Consider the following 19,006-nt stretch of genomic DNA (forward strand, 5'->3'; position numbering starts at 1 on the left):
AGCAGAATTTAGGGTACAAAAAGAAAGTCCATCCAGGGAAACCTGAATGGACAGTTCTATATTTATTTGTTCTGTACTGTTACTCGTCGCCATATTGGGTTGGCCAGTTTCCTTTTGTGTTAACTTCTTCCATAGAACCAACGTTAATGTAACGGCCGTTAATATCGTCTACAGATTGTACTTGATTTTGTTGTAAAATTAGCTCTCTGTCTAATCCTTGTAGTACAACGCTTTTAGCAACTCTGGCTCTAAAAACAGGAATATCTGTTTGACCTTTTTTGATGCTTCCAGCGTCAAGTTCAAATTTAGCATCTACACCTTCAACAGGTACATTGATCATATTTTTATAACGTTCTTTATCGCCGTCAAATAATGAATCTTTTACCGGTACAAATCCAAGTGTATCTATAATAACTTTTTCAATATATTCATCTACACCATATTGTTTTTTGTACTCTTCATCTAAAACAGTGGTGTCACGACGCTGAGTAATTGCAAATTCAGCGGTATCTAAAAATCTCACAAGTTTATCAAAATCAGCCTCAAAAGTCCCAACAACTTCTTTGTGGGCTAGTTCGGCATCACGAATGTCCTTTAAGTTTTCAACTACTTTGGCATAACGCTTTTCTTTAATTTTATTAAACTGGATTGGTTCGTAAACAGCATTAAATGTAAGGTAGGCTAATCCTATAATAACTACCCAAAGAAGTAATTGAATTGCAAGTCTCATGCGTTCTAAATTTTGTTTTAAGAATTACTAGTGTTCACGACAAATCTACAATTTTTTTTTATTCGTAAAAGTTTCTTCCGTAAAAATCCATTCCTATCTTTGATTTTTGATAATTCTTCTATGGAAAATCTTGATGCTTCTAAATTTTATAAACTTCTATTAAGCGATCTTGGTTTTACGGCTAAAGCAGGGCAGGATCTTGCATTACAGCAACTTTCCCGATTCGTTTTAAGCAATAATAAAGATGAACTTTTTGTATTGAAAGGCTTCGCAGGAACAGGTAAAACCACGATTATCAGCACCTTGGTAAAAAATCTCTGGCAAATTAAAAAATCGGGGGTTTTATTGGCACCTACGGGAAGAGCGGCAAAAGTGATCTCTAATTATTCAAAAAAAGAAGCTTTTACCATTCACAAAAAGATCTATTTTCCTAAAAAAAGCGGTGGAAGCGGGGTACAATTTGTGCTTCAACCCAATAAACACAAAAACAGTATTTTTATTGTAGATGAAGCTTCTATGATCTCTGATACGCCCACGAATTCCAAATTATTGGAAAATGGAAGCTTGCTAGACGACCTTATTCAATTTGTCTACTCAGGCCATAATTGCCAACTTATCTTAATTGGAGATACCGCGCAGCTGCCGCCGGTAAAAATGGAAATTAGCCCTGCGCTGGAAGCTGAAAAACTTCAATTTTCTTATAATAAAGAAGTAAATCATATAGAACTGGATGAAGTGGTGCGGCAGGCAGAAGAAAGCGATATTTTATTAAATGCTACCAAAATAAGGCAAAGCCTGCAGGACGGGTTTTATGATAGTTTCCAGTTTGAACTTACTTCCAAAGCAGATGTAGTTAGACTACAGGATGGTTATGAGATCATGAATGCTATTGAAGAATGCTACAATGAATTGGGGAATGAGGAAACCAGTTTTATAGTAAGATCTAATAAAAGGGCGAATTTATATAACCAACAGATAAGGTCTCGCATTTTGTTTCAGGAAGAAGAAATTTCAGCCGGAGATTATCTTATGGTGGTAAAGAACAATTATTTCTGGATAAAACCCACTTCTGAAGCCGGATTCATAGCTAACGGAGATATTGTGAAAGTTTTGGAGATTTTCGGTATAAAAGAGCTTTACGGGTTTAGGTTTGCCGAAGTGCAGGTACAAATGGTAGATTATCCTAAAATGCGCCCTTTTGAAACCGTAGTGATGTTAGATACGCTAACCAGCAATACGCCGTCACTTTCTTACGAAGAATCTAACCAGCTTTACCAGGAAGTGATGAAAGATTATGAAGATGAAACTTCTAAATACAAGAAATTCATGAAGGTGAAGAACAATAAGTTCTTTAATGCCTTACAGATCAAATTTTCTTACGCGATGACTTGTCATAAATCACAGGGTGGGCAGTGGAACACCGTTTTTATAGAACAACCTTACCTGCCAGAAGGCGTTGGTAAAGAATATTTAAGATGGCTTTATACCGCTGTAACACGGGCAACAGATAAGCTATACCTAATAGGTTTTAAAGATGATTTTTTCCTGAATAAATAGTTTTGCATCTGCGTCAGTTCAAATATTTAAACCTAAATTTAACCTCTAAAACTATCTTTTTCGATGAATAATCCACTTAAAATAATCGCAATGATTCCCGCCCGTTATGAGGCCTCTCGTTTTCCGGGGAAACTTTTAAAAGACCTAAACGGCAAAACAGTAATTACCAGAACTTATGAGGCTGCAAAAAACACCGAACTTTTTGAAGAAGTTTATGTGGTAACCGATAGCGATGAGATCTTTGCTGAAATAAATAAGAATGGTGGAAAAGCGATAAAAAGCAATAAAGAACACGAATGTGGTAGCGACCGAATTGCGGAAGCTGTGCAGGATATGGATGTTGATATCGTGGTAAATGTGCAGGGAGATGAGCCTTTTATAGATAAAGACAGCCTGGCAAAGTTATTAGTTGTTTTTAGGGAAGATGATGCTTCGGCCATAGATCTTGCCTCTTTAAAAACCGCCCTTTCGGAAAGTGATGAGATTACCAATCCAAACAATGTAAAGGTAATTACCAATAAAAATGACTTTGCGATGTATTTTTCAAGATTTCCCATTCCTTATCCAAGAAATACAGATGCGCAGGTAACTTATTTTAAGCATTTAGGTATTTATGCGTTTAGAAAACAAGCGCTTATAGATTTCTATAATTTACCGATGCTTTCCTTAGAATCTGCCGAAAAGATTGAGGCAATTCGATTCCTGGAATATGGTAAAAATATAAAAATGGTGGAAACTCAAATGCAAACAATTGGTATAGACACTCCCGAAGATCTTGATAAAGCCCGGGAAATTTGGAACAATTAGCTAACCGCTTCTTTATAAACTTTTAGAGCCCGTTCGCGGGCTTCTTTATGGTCTACCATTTTTTCTGGATAATCATCGGTGCCAAATTCTTCTACCCATTCTTTAATATATTTTTTATCCTTATCAAATTTATCAATTTGTGTAGTTGGGTTGAAAATTCTAAAATATGGGACAGCATCAACGCCGCTACCGGCTACCCATTGCCAGTTTCCAACATTAGAAGACATTTCGTAATCCAGCAACTTTTCAGCAAAATAAGCTTCGCCCCAACGCCAGTCTATAAGCAAATGCTTACAAAGAAAACTTCCTACCAGCATTCTAACGCGATTATGCATAAATCCAGACTTGTTTAGCTGTCGCATTCCGGCATCTACCAATGGATAACCTGTTTTACCCAATTTCCACTTCTCAAATTCCTCTTCATTATTGCGCCATTCAATACGGTCGTATTTCTTTTTAAAAGATTTAGTGACAGTATCGGGATTGTGATACAGCACCTGCATAAAAAACTCTCTCCAGATCAATTCATCGAGGAAGGTTTTATTTGTTTCGGCATTTGCCTTTTTTACCATCTTTCTAACGCTTACCGTTCCAAACCTAAGATGTGCTCCTAATCTCGAAGTACCATCTTTTCCGGGAATATTCCTGGTGTTCTCATATTGTTGAATTAAAGTTGGAGTAACATCATAATCCGGTACTTTAATTTCTGAAGTTCTGAATCCAATATCACTTAAGCTTAAATTAGGTAACCTGGTATTTTGAATAAGATTATCCAGGTACTGACTTGTATAATGAATTTTTAGATCCAGAGATTTGAAATGCTCTTTCCAAACCCTCATATAAGGAGTGTAAACTATATAAGGATCACCATCTTTCTTTAGTACTTCATCCTTTTCAAAGATAACCTGGTCTTTAAAAGTGTGAAATTCAATATTATTTTCAGAAAGCAGCTCGGCTATTTCCTTGTCTCTTCGGGCTGCGTAAGGTTCATAATCATGATTAGTGAATACTTCAGCAATTTGATATTCTTTAATTAAATGCTGAAAAATTTCTTCTGGTTTGCCGTGATACATTGCGATAGAACTATTATAATCATCTTGCACTTCTTTTCGCATTTCCTGAAGTTGCTCGTGTATAAAAGTTACACGAGCATCATTTTTAGGTAATTTATCAAGGATTTCAGTATCAAAAATAAAAATTGGTAAAACCGGTTTATCAGCTTTTAAAGCTTCGAGAAAACCTACATTATCATCTAATCTTAAATCGCGTCTAAACCAGAAAATATTCACTTCTTTACTCATTTACGAAATATTTAAAGTTGAAAGTCCGCCGTCTACCCCAATAATTTGTCCGGTAATCCAGCTGTTTTCATCGCTTAATAAAAAGGTAGCTGCGTTCGCAATATCTTTGGCATTTCCAACCCTTTTTAGAGGATGCCTTTCACTCATTTTCTCTTTCTTAGAATCATTAGACAATAATTTTTCAGCTAGCGGAGTATCAGTTAAAGATGGAGCGATCACATTTACGCGTAGGGTAGGAGCATATTCTGCCGCGAGAGATTTTGCAAATCCTTCAATCGCACCTTTTGCCGCGGAAACGCTGGTATGAAAAGGCATTCCGACTTTAACAGCCACGGTGCTAAAAAATACTAAACTTGCATTTTCGGCTTCCTTTAACTTCGGCATTACTCCCTGAACAACTTTTATCAAACTTAAGAAATTAAGATTCATTTCTTCCTCGAAATCTTTATGTTTTAGCATTTTAAAAGGCTTCAGGTTTATACTGCCGGGACAATAAACAAGGCCGTGTATTTTTTCCGGCAAATCAAGATCTTCAATATTATCTTTTAGAACATCGAATTCTAAATGTTTTATATCATCATTTAATTCGCCTTTATTTCTTGAGGCAACAATTACATTATTTTCTTTAACCAGTTGATTGGCAATTTCAAGTCCGATTCCGGTTGAGCCGCCAATAAGTAAAATATTCTTTTCCATAATTCAATTTATTTAGTTTAGTATATCTTGTTTTAATGTTGCGTTTTTAGCTTTATTTTCATCAAATTCACCAAATAATTCCACGAGTTTTTGATGCCGGTACTCAAAGATTTCCTTCAGTTTTGGACCTACAAGAATGGGATGAACCATTTGGCCTAAAATTCCGAAGGGAAGTTTATAATCTACGATATCTTCCATTTCTACGCCACCCGGGATTTCCTTTAAAAAATGCTTATGGTGCCAGAGGGCATAAGGCCCAAATCGCTGTTCGTCTACAAAATATTCTTTGTCTTTTACGTGAGTGATCTCGGTTACCCATTTAGTTTTAATTCCGGCTACAGGGGTCACTAAATATTGAATAATTTGTCCAGGATACATAGGACGATCGGCCCCGGAGAGAATATTAAAGCCCATATAATCTGGCGTGATAGTCTTCAAATTTCCGGGACTGGAGAGGAAATCCCAGGCCTCTTCCAGACTTACAGGAAGTTTTTGCACCGACTTTAAAGTGTAGATTTTCATTAGCTCAAAATTTCTTACAAAATTAAAGGTTGGATTGTTTAAATTAAAATATTTAAAGTTAAACAAAATACAAATATGGAAATTATGGATGCTAAAGCTTTTCTGCCTATATTTGAGTAAACTAATTAACCTAAAAGACATGAAAAAACTACTTTTATTTTTATGTACAGCCGGGCTTATGAGTGCTGCCCAGGCACAGGTACAGGCGCCTCAAGCCAGTCCGTTTACTAAAGTTGAACAAAAAGTTGGACTTACCGATGTAACTTTAGAATATTCCCGTCCCGGAATGAGAGATCGTGAGATTTTTGGCGATCTGGTACCTTATGGCGAAGTATGGCGTACCGGAGCTAACGAAAATACCAAAATCACTTTTAGTGACGATGTTACTGTTCAGGGTAAAGAATTAAAGGCGGGAACTTATGCTATTTATACAATTCCGAAGGAAGACGAGTGGGAAATAATGTTCTATAACGATGCTTCTAATTGGGGAAATCCTGCTGAGTGGGACGAGGAGAAAGTAGCCTTAAAAGCAACTGCTGAAGTGATGGAACTTCCATTTGAAATGGAAACTTTCACCATTATGATAGACGAACTTAAGAATGATTCTGCTGTGCTTAATTTTGTATGGGCAAATACAGTTGCAAGTCTTCAATTTGAAGTGCCTACCGAAGAAAAAGCAATGGCCAGTATTGAAAAAGTTATGAGCGGCCCGGGAGCTGCTGATTATTTCGCTGCAGCTACATACTATCACGATGCGAATAAAGACTTGGAGCAGGCTTACGAATGGGTAAAAAAATCCCTGGAAATGGGTAACCCGAACGCTTTCTGGATCTTAAGAAGAAAATCGCTTATCGCAGCCGATCTTGGTAAAAAAGAAGAAGCAATTGCAGCTGCCAAAAAATCTTTAGCCGAAGCTGAAAAAGCTGGAAACCAGGATTACGTAAAAATGAACAAAGATTCTCTAAAAGAATGGGGAGCTATGTAAACTTTTCAAAAATATAGAAAGCTGTTTGGAGCGTAGTTAAAATCGTCACCCTGAATTTATTTCAGGGTCTAGAATGTTAAAACTCAAAACATGTTAGAAGCTGAAATAAATTCAGCTTGACGTAAAGAGCAACTTTCAAACAGCTTTTCTTTTATATTACTAAGCTTCACAACTTGCACAATTCACCATATTGGCTATAAATTCTTTAGAAACACTTTGGCTTCTTTGGTAGTATAGCGTTTTAACCCCAAGTTGCCAGGCTTCTATCATTAGCTTATTCACTTCTCGAACCGGAAGATCTGAAGGAATATTCAAATTTAAACTTTGCGCCTGGTCTATATATTTCTGCCTAACCGAGGCCTGTTGAATAATTTCCAACTGACTTATCTCCTTAAAAGTTTTAAAAACCATCCGCTCTTCATCACTCAATTCCTTTAAATGCTGTACGCTACCGTGATTTAGCATGATGCTTCGCCAGGTTTCTTCGGTATCCAATTCTTTTTCCTGGAGCAACTGCTTTAAGTATTTATTCTTGCGCATAAAATTTCCTTTTGCCAATCCGGCTTTATAATAATTACTGCTAAAAGGTTCAATTCCCGGTGACGCCTGGCCTAAAATTGCAGAAGAGGAAGTAGTAGGTGCTACGGCCATTAAGGTTGTATTCCTTAAACCATAGCCTTTTAAAACCTCGGGTTCGCCATAAATATTAGCTAATTCTTTACTTGCTTTTGTAGCTTTCTCATTAATTTCTTTAAAGATAGAATTCGTTAAGCCTTTTGCTTTTAAGCCTTCAAAAGGAATTCTATTTTTCTGAAGATAAGAATGCCAACCCATCACGCCCAATCCCAGGGCCCTATGTCTTTTTGCAAATTTATTGGCGGGAGTGAGGTAATAATTATCCTCGGTTTTCGCAATAAATTCCTGTAAAACAGCATCAAGAAAATAGATAGCCAGTTTTACGGCTTCGGTATCTTTCCATTCGTCGTAAAGCTCCAAATTCATTGAAGAAAGACAGCAAATAAAGGACTCTTCCTCGGTTGAGGGCAGTGCGATTTCGGAACATAAATTGCTGGAATTTATAACGTAGTTTTTATCCTTATAAACCTGTGGTTTGAACCGGTTAATATTGTCTTTAAAGAAAATATATGGCAAACCTTTTTGCTGCCTGCTTTCTAAAACTTTAGCCCAGATTTCTCTTTTCTCCCGATCGCCATCTATCATTTCCTGCATCCAGTAATCGGGCACACTCACGCCATAAAATAAATTCTGAATAGGATTTCCAATATTTTTTATCTCCAGAAACTCTTTAATATCGGGGTGGTCTATATCCAGGTAAGCTGCAAAAGCTCCGCGGCGTACACCACCTTGTGAAATAGTATCCATAGCGGTATCAAAAAGCTTCATAAAACTCGTAGCTCCGCTGCTTTTGCCATTATCGGTTACCGCGCTACCACGGCCTCTTAATTCTCCAAAGTAACCAGAAGTTCCGCCACCAATCTTGGTTTGCATAATCACCTCGCCCAATTTATGGGTAATTCCTTCAATATTATCGGGTACGTAGACATTGAAACAGGAAATTGGTAATCCGCGTTCGGTACCCATATTGGCCCAAATTGGCGAACTTAAACTCATCCAACCGCGCTCTATCATTTCTATAAAAGCTTCAGCCAGTTCTGGTTTGTAGAGTCTTTTTGCAGCTGCATTTGCAACTCGTTCTATGGCAGATTTTGTAGTTTCTCCTTTTAATAGATAACCGCGGTTAAGTATTTGCTGGCTTTCTTCGTTAAGCCACCATAAGCGATCTTGTTGCGTTTCTTTAATTATTGTTTCTGGCATTTTGCTGGATTTTAAGTTGAACTATTGCTGCGGAAAATTGTTTAAAAAAGATCATCGGCGGTGATGCTTTTATCGTGTTTGGTATAATCTACCGGGCGCTTGGCAAAAAAGTCGTCTAAACTATTGGCGAAAACTTCTTCTTCAAACCATAACATGGCTTTATAATCATATTCTGAAACAAAGTAGATCTTTTCCAAACCAATTTTTTCAAGGCTTTCGTCTACTCGATATTTCATGAAATTTAGTAGGTCTTCTTTTTTGCATTGTTCCAAAGCGCCATCAGCAAAGATCCAGTCCAGGATTTCAGATTCCACTTCCATAGAGTGGGCAATGATTTCTCTGATTTGAGTTTTAGTTTCTTCATTAAAGAATTCAGGATATTCATTTTTGATCTGATTTACTATATAAATCCCGGCATTGGCGTGAATTTGTTCGTCTACCGAAGTCCACGCAATAATATTGCTCACATTTTTCATGACTCCTTTAAATCTACTAAAGGAAAGGATAATGGCAAACTGACTAAAAAGGGAAACGTTTTCAATCAAAATTGAAAATAAAATAAGGGAAAACACGTATTTTTTTTCATCTGAAGATTTTGTATTTGCTAAAGCTTCAGAAAGATAGGCCACTCTTTTTTTTATAACAGGAGTTTCTATTAATTTCTCGAACTCGTTGTTATAACCTAAAACTTCAAGCAAACGGGAATAAGCTTCAGAATGCCTGAATTCACATTCGGCAAAAGTACTTCCCAGGCCGTTAAATTCCGGTTTAGGAAGGTGCTGATACAGATCTCCCCAAAAGGATTTGACCGCTACTTCAATTTGTGCAATAGCAAGCAGACTCTTTTTTATTACCTGTTTTTCATTTTCACTAAGATGAGAATGAAAATCCTGTACATCAGCAGTGAAGTCTACTTCAGAATGCACCCAGAATGATCGGTTTATAGCTTCGGTAAACTGAAGAATTTCGGGATATTCGAAAGGTTTATAATTTACCCGTTTTTGAAAAATACTCATATCACTTTTGTTTTAGTTTTAAAATCAAAAGCATAAAAGCAAATAGGTGTCTTTGGAAAAGAGAAGAGCGGTAAGGCCGCAAAAATATTATCCTGGACATTTACTTTTTATGCGAAAGCAAAAGTCAGCCCGGTTAGGAAGGTGATCTGGCTTGTAGAAAAGTCTACTTTACAGTTGCGCAACAGCTCATGATTCTCACATGATTCCCCTTGTTTATTACGAAAAGTAATACCGCCGGTATGATTTTACAAAAGTAAAGTTAAAGGGAATAAGCTGTGGTTTTATGAAAATAGCTTTGAGTTATAAACATAGTTTTTCACAAGTTAGCTTTCTAAAATCAAGAAAGACTAACTGGCAATAATTTGGCCATGGGCACAGTCTTTGTTAAGTTTTGCCTGCAGTTTTAGCAATCAACCAGGAATAAAAATGAAACTCGTTTATTTACAAAATACCGATAATGCCTATGTTCTTAAAGCAGAAGTTACTTTTAAGTTCTTAGGAGTTAGTTTGGGGAGAAGATCTAAAGTTTTTATTAGGAAAGATTCAGATAAGAAGTGGCGGGAAGAGAAATCTGGAAAATTAGCATCTAAAAAAGAAAAGACTTACCTCAATAAATGGCTAAGCGATCATCAAAAATTTGTAGAACATTACTAAGTAAAGTAGCTCCTTCTAATTTATATTCTCATTACTTAAAATTGATAGAAGCCTAAAAAGTCAGTTAGTTTATCCTAAATTTTTACAAATTGAAATTCAAAAGCCCTATTCGCTGATTAATTTTCGACTTATTTTTCAAAATCATTAATTCTATTACACTTGTAATAAAACTTCGAAAGGGAGAATATTAACAAGATTTTGAATGTTTGGTTTCCGCAGGTTTTTATAAATTGCAGGAAAGATATTTGATATTTTTCATTATTAACCCACTTAACCAGCAACATATTTATTTAAGTTATGAGTAATTATCATATTAAGAATTTAGAGGAGTATTTTCAAGTTTATAGGAAATCGGTAAGAGAACCAGAAAATTTTTGGGAAGAAGTAGCCGAAGAACATTTTACCTGGCGAAAAAAATGGGATAATGTGCTGAGTTGGGATTTTAATAAGCCTGAAGTAAAATGGTTTGAAAATGCCAAGCTAAATATCACCGAAAATTGTATAGATCGGTATCTCTTTACCAATGCCGATAAAACGGCTATTATTTGGGAACCAAACGATCCTAAAGAGGAGGCGCAACATATCTCCTACGGAGAACTTCATAAGAAAGTTAATAAATTTGCCAACGTTTTAAAATCTAAAGGAATTGAGAAAGGTGATAGGGTTTGTATTTACCTACCTATGATTCCTGAACTTGCCGTGGCGATGCTTGCTTGCGCCAGGATTGGCGCTATACATTCTGTAGTTTTCGCCGGTTTTTCTTCGAAAGCACTTGCTACCAGAACCAATGATGCCGATTGTAAGATGCTAATCACTTCTGACGGATCTTACCGCGGAAATAAGACCATAGATCTAAAAAGTATTGTAGATAAAGCGCTTGAAGAATGTCCGGGAGTAGAAAGCGTGTTAGTAGCCAAACGTCTTAACTCTGATATTGAAATGAAAGAAGGGCGTGACGAATGGTTGCAACCTTTACTAGAGGAAGCTTCAGATGAATGTGAAGCAGAAACCATGGATGCTGAAGATCCTTTATTCATATTATATACTTCTGGATCTACCGGGAAACCAAAAGGGATGTTACATACCACAGCCGGTTATATGGTTTATACGGCATATACTTTTAAGAATATTTTTCAGTATAAAGAAGGTGATGTGTATTGGTGTACGGCTGATATCGGCTGGATTACCGGCCACTCTTATATTTTATACGGGCCATTAGCAAATGGCGCCACTACGGTAATGTTTGAGGGGGTTCCTTCTTATCCTGATGCCGGAAGATTCTGGGATGTGGTAGAGAAACATAAGGTAAATCAGTTTTATACCGCTCCAACAGCAATTAGGTCTTTAGCTAAAAGAAATATAGAGTTTGTAGAAAGTCACGATCTTTCTTCCTTAAAAGTTCTTGGAACCGTTGGAGAACCCATTAATGAGGAAGCCTGGCACTGGTATAACGATAATGTGGGGAAAAATAAAAGCCCTATTGTAGATACCTGGTGGCAAACCGAAACCGGCGGAATTATGATCTCACCAATTCCGTACGTAACTCCGGTAAAACCGACTTATGCAACCCTGCCATTTCCAGGAATTCAACCTGCTTTAATGGATGAGAATGGAAATGAGTTAAAAGGAAATCAGGTAGATGGTCGTTTATGTATAAAATACCCGTGGCCATCTATTGCCAGAACGGTTTGGCGAGATCACGAACGCTATAAAAACACCTATTTCTCTACTTTTAAAAATATGTATTTTACAGGTGATGGCGCGCTTAGAGATGAAGTTGGCTATTACCGAATTACCGGTAGGGTAGATGACGTAATTATCGTGTCTGGTCACAATTTAGGAACAGCCCCAATTGAAGATGCTATAGATGAACACCCTGCAGTAGCTGAATCTGCAGTAGTTGGATTCCCGCATGAAGTAAAAGGAAATGCACTTTATGCGTTTGTAATTTTAAAAGAAGCCGGGGAATCCAGAAATCATGATAATCTTAGAAAAGAGATTAATCAACAGATCAAGGATAAGGTTGGCCCAATAGCAAAACCAGAGAAAATCCAGTTTGTTAGCGGACTTCCAAAAACACGAAGTGGAAAAATTATGCGTAGAATTCTGCGTAAAATAGCTTCAAACGAAACTGAAAACCTTGGTGATACTTCAACTTTATTAAACCCGGAAGTTGTAGACGAAATTATAAAAGAAGCTTTTTAAAATATTCTGTTTAGAAAATATCAAACCTCACAGGTTTTTGAAACCTGTGAGGTTTTTAGTTTAATTGAAATGGATTAGAGATTATCTTTTTATCGCGAAATCAATAGCGAAATAGCTTTTTTAAATTCAGTTTTCTATCGGTATTTAACTTTCCTAGAATAGTTAGAAAAGCAATGGCCGTAATAAAAGCATCTCCCGCTGCGGTGTGGCGATCTTTGATGTCAATATTATAAGTTTCGGCGATTTCATCAAGCGAATAACTTTTTTCTATATTAATAAGGTTTGAGATAATTCTGGTACCGCGGTATAAATTAACCGTGTCTAAAACTTTGTTTTTTAGTTTTGGTAGTCCCATTCTGAATAGAGCCTGGTTGATCATTCCAATATCAAACCCTGCGTGGTGAGCCACCAGCACCGAATTTCCTATATATTTTAAAAAAGCTTTTACCGCTTCTTCTTCAGTTAGAGTTTCTATTCGCTCATTCTGAATAATTCCGTGGATTTTTACGGTTTTAGGATTAAAAGTTTCCTGCGAAATATACTCTTCAAACCCGTCAGCTACATCTATAGATTTTTTATTTATGGCCACGGCACCAATAGAGAGCATTCGGTCTTTTTTTAGATCAAATCCTGTGGTTTCAGTGTCTAAAACTACAAATCTTGTTTCGGCAATTTCGGTTGGAAGTTTTTCATGGAATTTAGCTTCGTAATTTTGCCAGAACTCCGGAAGATCTTCAGATTTATTTTTGAATATTTTCAGCATTAGATATAGGGAGTTACTTCAAAACGATATTTTATTAATTCCTGTACCTGTCTAATGCTTTTAAAACAGCGTTTCAGTTTAATTTTTTCTTCTTTTCCAAGATTTTCGAGATCTATAAACCTACCGCTGTTTCTATTTTCTAACCCGTGTTTGGTTCTAAATTTAAGTAAGACCTTTGAGGCGTAGGCGCAGGCTAAAAACAATTCTTTGTTATTCGTTTCCAATTGCGCCAGTTTTTCAAAGCGTTCGGCCGTATTGCTAATATTCTTAACCTGGTGATAAAGAATAAGCAACCTTGCGGCATCTGTTATAGGAGTAATTCCTCGTTTTTTGATGTCGAAATAATCTTTGTTTTCCCCATCTTCTTCTACCAAAAACTGCCTGAAAAAACCAAGAGGTGATGGATTTCGTAAAGCAGTGGCGCCCATTACAGCATAGAACTTCCTATTATCTTTTGTTAAGCTGAAAATATGATTAGCCAGCTCGTTTGATAATTTGATATTACCATAAGAAATATCAAAATCAAAGAAAATAGAACATAGTAAAATCTCATCATTGCCGGGATCTATGATCCAATTGGTAAACTGGCTTTTCCATTCGCTCAAACTCAGGCAATATTTAGGATTCTTCGCCATCATTTCAGCCGGACAATACTCGTAACCAATAATATTGAGTCGCTTGTTCACTTTTCTGGCTAATTCCAAAAAATAGGCCCGGGTTTCTTCCAGTTTTTCCGGCGGAACATCTTCAAAAATAAGCGCGTTGTCCTGGTCGGTTTGCAAGAGTTGTTCTTTACGACCCTGACTCCCAAGAGAAATCCAGGTAAAATCACAAGGCGGGGGAGCGGGCAGTTTTTTTATACAGCGTTCAATAATTCTTTTAATCGTGGCATCATTCAGCTCAAAAATAATTTTGGAGATATGATTAAGTGGAATATTGGAATCAATAAATCCCCGAAGCAATAAAGTGATTTTATGCCGAATTTTTTTTAATTCGTTCGTGCTACTGCTTCGCTGAATCGCCTTCATAAGAACCGAAGGATTATGCCCTTCAGAAACCATAATATCGTGTTCAGAAAGTATACCTACAACTTTAGTGTTTGGTGTGCCATCTTCAGTAATGCAAATATGATTAATATGATGTTTCATCATAGTAAGCTGCGCCTGGGCAATGCTCAAACCTTGCGGATAGCAAATTACCGGGGAAGCCATAATTTTTGAAATAGGCGTTTCAATTCCAAATGTACCCGTTGCCACCATATCTCTAAAATCCTCATCGGTTACAATGCCTTGTGGAATATTGTTTTCCACCACTAATACCGATCCTACTTTTTTACTACTCATTAATTGAGCTGCAGTTTTTATAGTGGTTTCAGGTGAAGTCATCACCACCTTCCTGGTAACCGGTGCGGGTTGAAGCTCGAATAAATTATTATTGGGTTTAAATTGATTTTCTTCGGGTTCTTTATCAGAAATCAGTTTTCCTTTATGCGCTTCAGAATAAGGATTTCGAGTATTTGAAGCAAAACTCTGAATAAGGAAATTACCTACTTCTTTATTCTCTTCCGATAAGGGTTTGAATTTCTTAATAGGAATTGCATAAAGTACTGTTTCCTCATCGGCAATAGCGTTGATGAGGTAATTTTCTTTGGCAAATAACGGCCGTAGGCCAAAAATGTCGCCTTCATCACATTTATCAATGGTTTCCCGTTTATCGTTATTGATGCGCTCTAAAGAAATTGCACCTTTATTTACCACATAAAAACGTTTGTGGCCAATATCGCCTTCAGCAAATAGCATCTTACCTTTTTCAAGGTATTTTACTTTCACCTGTTTTGAGATAGTTAGTAAATCTTCTTTTTGAAGAAGGTTAAAAGGCGGATAATTCTTGAGGAAATCGGCTATTCGGGAAGCAATGGTATTCTTCATACCGCTAATTTAATCAAAATTGGAGACAGCTATTTCATTCAATTTTAAATATTAACTTCATAATCCTTGATCATATTTAAAATAACTTTTTCGGTTTCAGAAAGAGAGATGTAGTCCTGTTTTTCTTCAGATTTAATTTTATCGAAATAAGGAACAATTTCCCCGGTTTCATAAGAATTTACCACTTTTGGATGAACGTAATAGCTACGGCAAACCGCTCGGGTATTGCCTAAACCTTCGGCTGAGGCATCAAAAGCCTGCAGCATATTTTTCTTATTTTGTTTTTCTTCTTCTGTATAGCCCATTTCTCGCAGGGTTTCAAAGAATATTTTAGTGGCGCTCCAGGTTCTAAAATCTTTAGCTGAAAACAGGTCGCCGCTAATTTCGTGGATATAATCGTTGATCATTCCACTGTCTATAGATTGCTTATCGCCACTTTCATCGTAAAATTTAAAAAGTTCCCAACCCGGAATTTCCTCACATTGATTTACCAGTTTTATAAGTTTCTTGTTTTTTACGGTCACCGAATGTTCTTTCCCTTTTTTGCCTATAAATTCAAATTTGATTCCATTTTTAAAGGTTTTTACGTGGCGGGTTCTAAAAGTAGAAAGTCCGTAAGTTTTATTTTTCTTCGCATAATAATGATTTCCAATCCTAATATGGGTTTCTTCCATAAGTCTTAGAATTAAGGCGAGTACTTTTCGTTTGCTCATTTCTTGCAAATCCAGATCTTTATCTACCTGCTTTCTAATTTTTGGCAGATTTTCGCCAAAAGCAGCCATTTTAAAAAATTTAGATTCGTTTCTAAGTTTACTCCAGGTAGGGTGGTAAATATATTGTTTCCTGTTTTTCTCATCACGCCCAACCACTTGTAAATGGCCGCTTTTTAGATGGGTGATCTTAACTTCTTGCCAGGCGGGTGGTATTACAAGGTTTTTTATGCGTTTTATGGTTTCCTTGTCTTTTATACGTTCTCCTTTATATATATAGGAAAAACCCCGTCCCACTTTTTTGCGGCGAATAGAAAGCTTTTCTTCAGAAACATAGGTAAGATTAGCAAAATCTACAGCTTCATAAGGATTAGAAATTAGGCTGTTTATTTCTTCGGGAGAAATGGTCATTTATCTTTTTCAATAAATATAATTGGAAAAATTACCGCGGCGTAATAAAGAATTGTGAAAGTATACCTAAGAAAATGAAAAAGCCCTTTTCAGAAAATTCCGAAAAGGGCTTGATGCTATTAATGAAGTTTTAAGTTTTTTAGTCGAAATAACTAAAACTTTCTCCTTCCTTTATTTTGAGAATACTTTCGTAAATTAATTTAATCACATTTTCCACATCGCTTTTATGAACCATTTCTACGGTGGTGTGCATATATCTTAGAGGAAGAGAAATTAAAGCTGAAGGAACACCGCCATTGCTATAAGCAAAAGCATCGGTATCTGTTCCTGTAAATCTTGAATTTGCCATTCGCTGGAAAGGAATTTCTTTTTCCTGGGCTGTTTCAATAAGCAGTTCCCGCAATTTATTTTGAACGGCAGGAGCGTGAGCAATTACCGGCCCATGACCAATTTTTGTATCGCCAGATTTCTTTTTATTGATCATTGGCGTATTGGTATCGTGGGTTACATCTGTCACAATAGCAACATTTGGTTTAATACGGTGCGTGATCATTTCAGCTCCACGAAGCCCAATTTCTTCCTGTACTGCGTTGGTAATATATAATCCAAAAGGAAGTTTCTTTTTATTTTCCTTTAAAAGCTTGGCTACCTGCGCGATCATAAATCCGCCCATACGGTTATCAAGGGCACGGCAAACATATTTGTTTTCATTAAGAATAAAGAATTCATCTGGGTAAGTGATTACACAACCTACGTGCACCCCTAATTCTTCAACTTCATCTTTGCTGGTGCACCCAACATCTATGCATATATTGTCTATTTTAGGAGACTGTTCACTATCCTTTTCACGAGTGTGAATTGCCGGCCATCCAAAAACACCTTTAACGATTCCTTTCTTTGTATGAATATTTACGCGTTTTGAAGCTGCAATTTGGTGATCGCTTCCACCATTTCTTACTACGTAAATAAAACCTTCGTCGGTGATATAATTCACATACCAGGAAATTTCGTCAGCGTGACCTTCTATTACTACTTTATATTCGGCTTCAGGATTTATAACTCCAACCGCTGTTCCGTAGCTATCGGTGAAAAATTCGTCTACATAAGGTTTTAAATAATCCATCCATAATTTCTGCCCTTCAGATTCATAACCTGTTGGTGCGGCATTATTAAGGTATTTTTCCAGGAAATCTATAGATTCCTTATCAAGTATACTGTCTTTGCTCATAGTTTTGAATTTTCACGAATTTAGTAAGAATTAAATGTATGACAACTCATTATTGATTAATTTTGGAATGATTTTAGTACCATAGCAAGCTAAATAATTGGGGAATGCTTAGAACACTTTTTGTAATATTATTCTTTAGTTTTTCAGGACTCTTAGCCCAGGATAGTATTCCTGTTCAGGATACTATTCAAAAAAAATATATGATTATTGCCGGGGACACGGTGCCAAGAGAAAGTATAGACCTTAATGAAGTAGTAATTTTAAAAAAGCTTCATTTTAATGATCTGGCCGAAAGAAAGCGCTACCTTATATTAAGGAGGAAAACCAGAAAGGTGTATCCTTATGCTAAACTTGCTTCGGAAAGATTGATAGCGCTTAATGCCAGGCTAGAAGAAATAGATTCCAGGTCAGCTCAAAGAAAATACACCAGGATCGTTCAGGATTATATAGAGAAAGAGTTTTCTGCGGAATTAAAAAAGCTTACTCATACTGAAGGACAAATTTTGGTGAAACTGGTACATCGGCAAACTGGGACTACTGCTTTTAATCTTATTAGGAATTTAAAAAGTGGCTGGCGTGCTTTCTGGTATAATACCACCGCTAGTTTATTCGAAATTTCGCTGAAAGAAGAATTTGACCCTAAAAATAACCAGGAAGACTTTCTTATTGAAGATATTTTGCAGCGGTCTTTTGTTAATGATATCCTCGAGCCACAAGCCACCGCCCTGGACTTTGAATATGTAGAGCTTACTGATAAATGGAGTAAAACTAAAGGGCGTTTAAATTAACTCGATCTCTCCCCAATATTTCTTTAAAAATTTTTATATTACAAGTTCCTTTTTTAGAGGGAGTTATAGTTTAGTTTTAAGTTTTCTTTAAAAAAAAGTTATTTGCGGCTTGCGGGGGAAGAAAACAGCAGTATATTTGCACCCGCTTTGAGACACAACGAGGGTTGGGGAGTAAAGTGGGAAGTTCATTGCATATTGGGATACGGTGATTTTTTAAGGAAATAAAGCTTTAAAAAAATAAAAGTAAAAAAATTTATTTTTTACTTGCCAGAATCAAAAGAGGGTGTATATTTGCAGCCGCAAAAACAGCGAAGGTTTTTAATTAAAACGCCAGTTGTTTTGAAGTTCTTTTGAGAATGGAAAGCTTTAAAAAAAAAGTCAAAAATTTTTCTAAAAAAGATTTGGCGGATAAAGAAAAAGCATTGTATATTTGCAGCCGCTTACAGCGCAAACAAGTTCCCAGAAATATTGAAAAGAAATCCCGGGTGGGTAAGAGAATAGAGAGGTTCGAGTCCTTTAATTTCGACAAGAATATCCCGAGTAAGATCGGGGAAGTTCATTGATTTATTGAATTGACAGCGCGTACATTTTTCGAGAGAGAAATGATACAAATAATTTAGAATTAAGACTAGATAAGTCATCTTTGAGTACAGACAATTGATTGTTGTAATTATATTTAAGAAACAACGATGAAGAGTTTGATCCTGGCTCAGGATGAACGCTAGCGGCAGGCCTAACACATGCAAGTCGAGGGGTAACATAGGAAAGCTTGCTTTTCTGATGACGACCGGCGCACGGGTGCGTAACGCGTATACAACCTACCTTTTAGCGGGGAATAGCCCAGGGAAACTTGGATTAATGCCCCATAG

At 36.6% G+C, this 19,006-nt stretch carries 16 protein-coding genes and 1 rRNA gene; 7 read left to right on the top strand and 10 right to left on the bottom strand.

Features of this window, described 5'->3' with window-relative positions:
- Positions 1-79: 79 nt before the first annotated feature.
- Complete coding sequence (locus B5440_RS15015; protein WP_070054726.1) at positions 80-730, bottom strand: hypothetical protein; 651 nt, start codon at positions 728-730, stop codon at positions 80-82.
- Positions 731-850: 120 nt separating this feature from the next.
- On the opposite strand from B5440_RS15015, the gene B5440_RS15020 reads away from it, so the two are divergent.
- A complete protein-coding gene (locus tag B5440_RS15020) occupies positions 851-2,287 on the top strand; it encodes an ATP-dependent DNA helicase (protein WP_070054725.1) in 1,437 nt (478 codons plus the stop codon).
- Positions 2,288-2,350: 63 nt separating this feature from the next.
- Positions 2,351-3,094: a 3-deoxy-manno-octulosonate cytidylyltransferase gene (kdsB, locus tag B5440_RS15025; protein ID WP_070054724.1), complete on the top strand. Its 744-nt coding sequence runs from the start codon at positions 2,351-2,353 to the stop codon at positions 3,092-3,094.
- Here the strand turns inward: kdsB and B5440_RS15030 are convergent.
- Genes B5440_RS15030 through B5440_RS15040 form a run of 3 tightly spaced genes read right to left on the bottom strand, consistent with a single transcriptional unit; the run spans position 3,091 to position 5,613 of the window.
- Positions 3,091-4,395 carry a cryptochrome/photolyase family protein gene (locus B5440_RS15030; protein ID WP_070054723.1) on the bottom strand — a complete coding sequence of 435 codons (1,305 nt, stop codon included), beginning with the start codon at positions 4,393-4,395 and terminating at the stop codon, positions 3,091-3,093. The genes kdsB and B5440_RS15030 overlap by 4 nt on opposite strands.
- Positions 4,396-5,091, bottom strand: a complete 696-nt coding sequence (locus tag B5440_RS15035; RefSeq protein ID WP_070054722.1) for an SDR family NAD(P)-dependent oxidoreductase — start codon at positions 5,089-5,091, stop codon at positions 4,396-4,398.
- Positions 5,092-5,103: 12 nt separating this feature from the next.
- Positions 5,104-5,613 (bottom strand): SRPBCC family protein, encoded by a 510-nt coding sequence (locus tag B5440_RS15040; RefSeq protein WP_070054736.1) that lies wholly within the window; start codon positions 5,611-5,613, stop codon positions 5,104-5,106.
- 139 nt (positions 5,614-5,752) lie between these two features.
- On the opposite strand from B5440_RS15040, the gene B5440_RS15045 reads away from it, so the two are divergent.
- Positions 5,753-6,598 (top strand): DUF2911 domain-containing protein, encoded by an 846-nt coding sequence (locus B5440_RS15045; protein WP_070054721.1) that lies wholly within the window; start codon positions 5,753-5,755, stop codon positions 6,596-6,598.
- A gap of 159 nt (positions 6,599-6,757) precedes the next feature.
- On the opposite strand, the gene B5440_RS15050 is transcribed toward B5440_RS15045, so the two are convergent.
- Together B5440_RS15050 and B5440_RS15055 are read right to left on the bottom strand one after the other, a co-directional pair.
- On the bottom strand, positions 6,758-8,434 hold the full coding sequence (locus B5440_RS15050) for a ribonucleoside-diphosphate reductase subunit alpha (protein ID WP_070054720.1): 1,677 nt from the start codon (positions 8,432-8,434) through the stop codon (positions 6,758-6,760).
- A gap of 41 nt (positions 8,435-8,475) precedes the next feature.
- Positions 8,476-9,450, bottom strand: a complete 975-nt coding sequence (locus tag B5440_RS15055) for a ribonucleotide-diphosphate reductase subunit beta (RefSeq protein ID WP_070054719.1) — start codon at positions 9,448-9,450, stop codon at positions 8,476-8,478.
- 426 nt (positions 9,451-9,876) lie between these two features.
- Here B5440_RS15055 and B5440_RS15060 point away from each other — a divergent pair, with 426 nt between their 5' ends.
- Both B5440_RS15060 and acs read left to right on the top strand, forming a co-directional pair.
- Entirely contained in the window at positions 9,877-10,104 is a 228-nt protein-coding gene (locus B5440_RS15060; RefSeq protein WP_070054718.1) for a hypothetical protein, read from the top strand.
- Between the two features lie 297 nt (positions 10,105-10,401).
- The gene (gene acs, locus B5440_RS15065) at positions 10,402-12,309 is read left to right on the top strand and encodes an acetate--CoA ligase (protein WP_070054717.1); all 1,908 of its coding nucleotides are present in this window, start codon (positions 10,402-10,404) and stop codon (positions 12,307-12,309) included.
- 100 nt (positions 12,310-12,409) lie between these two features.
- On the opposite strand, the gene B5440_RS15070 is transcribed toward acs, so the two are convergent.
- From B5440_RS15070 to B5440_RS15085, 4 genes are all read right to left on the bottom strand, one after another.
- Positions 12,410-13,072, bottom strand: a complete 663-nt coding sequence (locus B5440_RS15070; RefSeq protein WP_070054716.1) for a 3'-5' exonuclease — start codon at positions 13,070-13,072, stop codon at positions 12,410-12,412.
- On the bottom strand, positions 13,072-15,000 hold the full coding sequence (locus tag B5440_RS15075) for a DUF294 nucleotidyltransferase-like domain-containing protein (protein ID WP_070054715.1): 1,929 nt from the start codon (positions 14,998-15,000) through the stop codon (positions 13,072-13,074). Before B5440_RS15075 ends, B5440_RS15070 begins: the two co-directional genes overlap by 1 nt.
- A 44-nt stretch (positions 15,001-15,044) precedes the next feature.
- Positions 15,045-16,121 (bottom strand): DNA topoisomerase IB, encoded by a 1,077-nt coding sequence (locus tag B5440_RS15080; protein ID WP_070054714.1) that lies wholly within the window; start codon positions 16,119-16,121, stop codon positions 15,045-15,047.
- Positions 16,122-16,260: 139 nt separating this feature from the next.
- Positions 16,261-17,349, bottom strand: a complete 1,089-nt coding sequence (locus B5440_RS15085; RefSeq protein WP_070054713.1) for a M42 family metallopeptidase — start codon at positions 17,347-17,349, stop codon at positions 16,261-16,263.
- Positions 17,350-17,453: 104 nt separating this feature from the next.
- Here B5440_RS15085 and B5440_RS15090 point away from each other — a divergent pair, with 104 nt between their 5' ends.
- Together B5440_RS15090 and B5440_RS15100 are read left to right on the top strand one after the other, a co-directional pair.
- The gene (locus tag B5440_RS15090) at positions 17,454-18,137 is read left to right on the top strand and encodes a DUF4294 domain-containing protein (protein WP_070054712.1); all 684 of its coding nucleotides are present in this window, start codon (positions 17,454-17,456) and stop codon (positions 18,135-18,137) included.
- Positions 18,138-18,823: 686 nt separating this feature from the next.
- A 16S ribosomal RNA gene (locus B5440_RS15100) occupies positions 18,824-19,006 on the top strand; the annotation flags it as partial.

The sequence above is a fragment of the Salegentibacter salarius genome, from assembly GCF_900168265.1.
In the GTDB taxonomy this organism is placed as follows: Bacteria; Bacteroidota; Bacteroidia; order Flavobacteriales; family Flavobacteriaceae; genus Salegentibacter; species Salegentibacter salarius.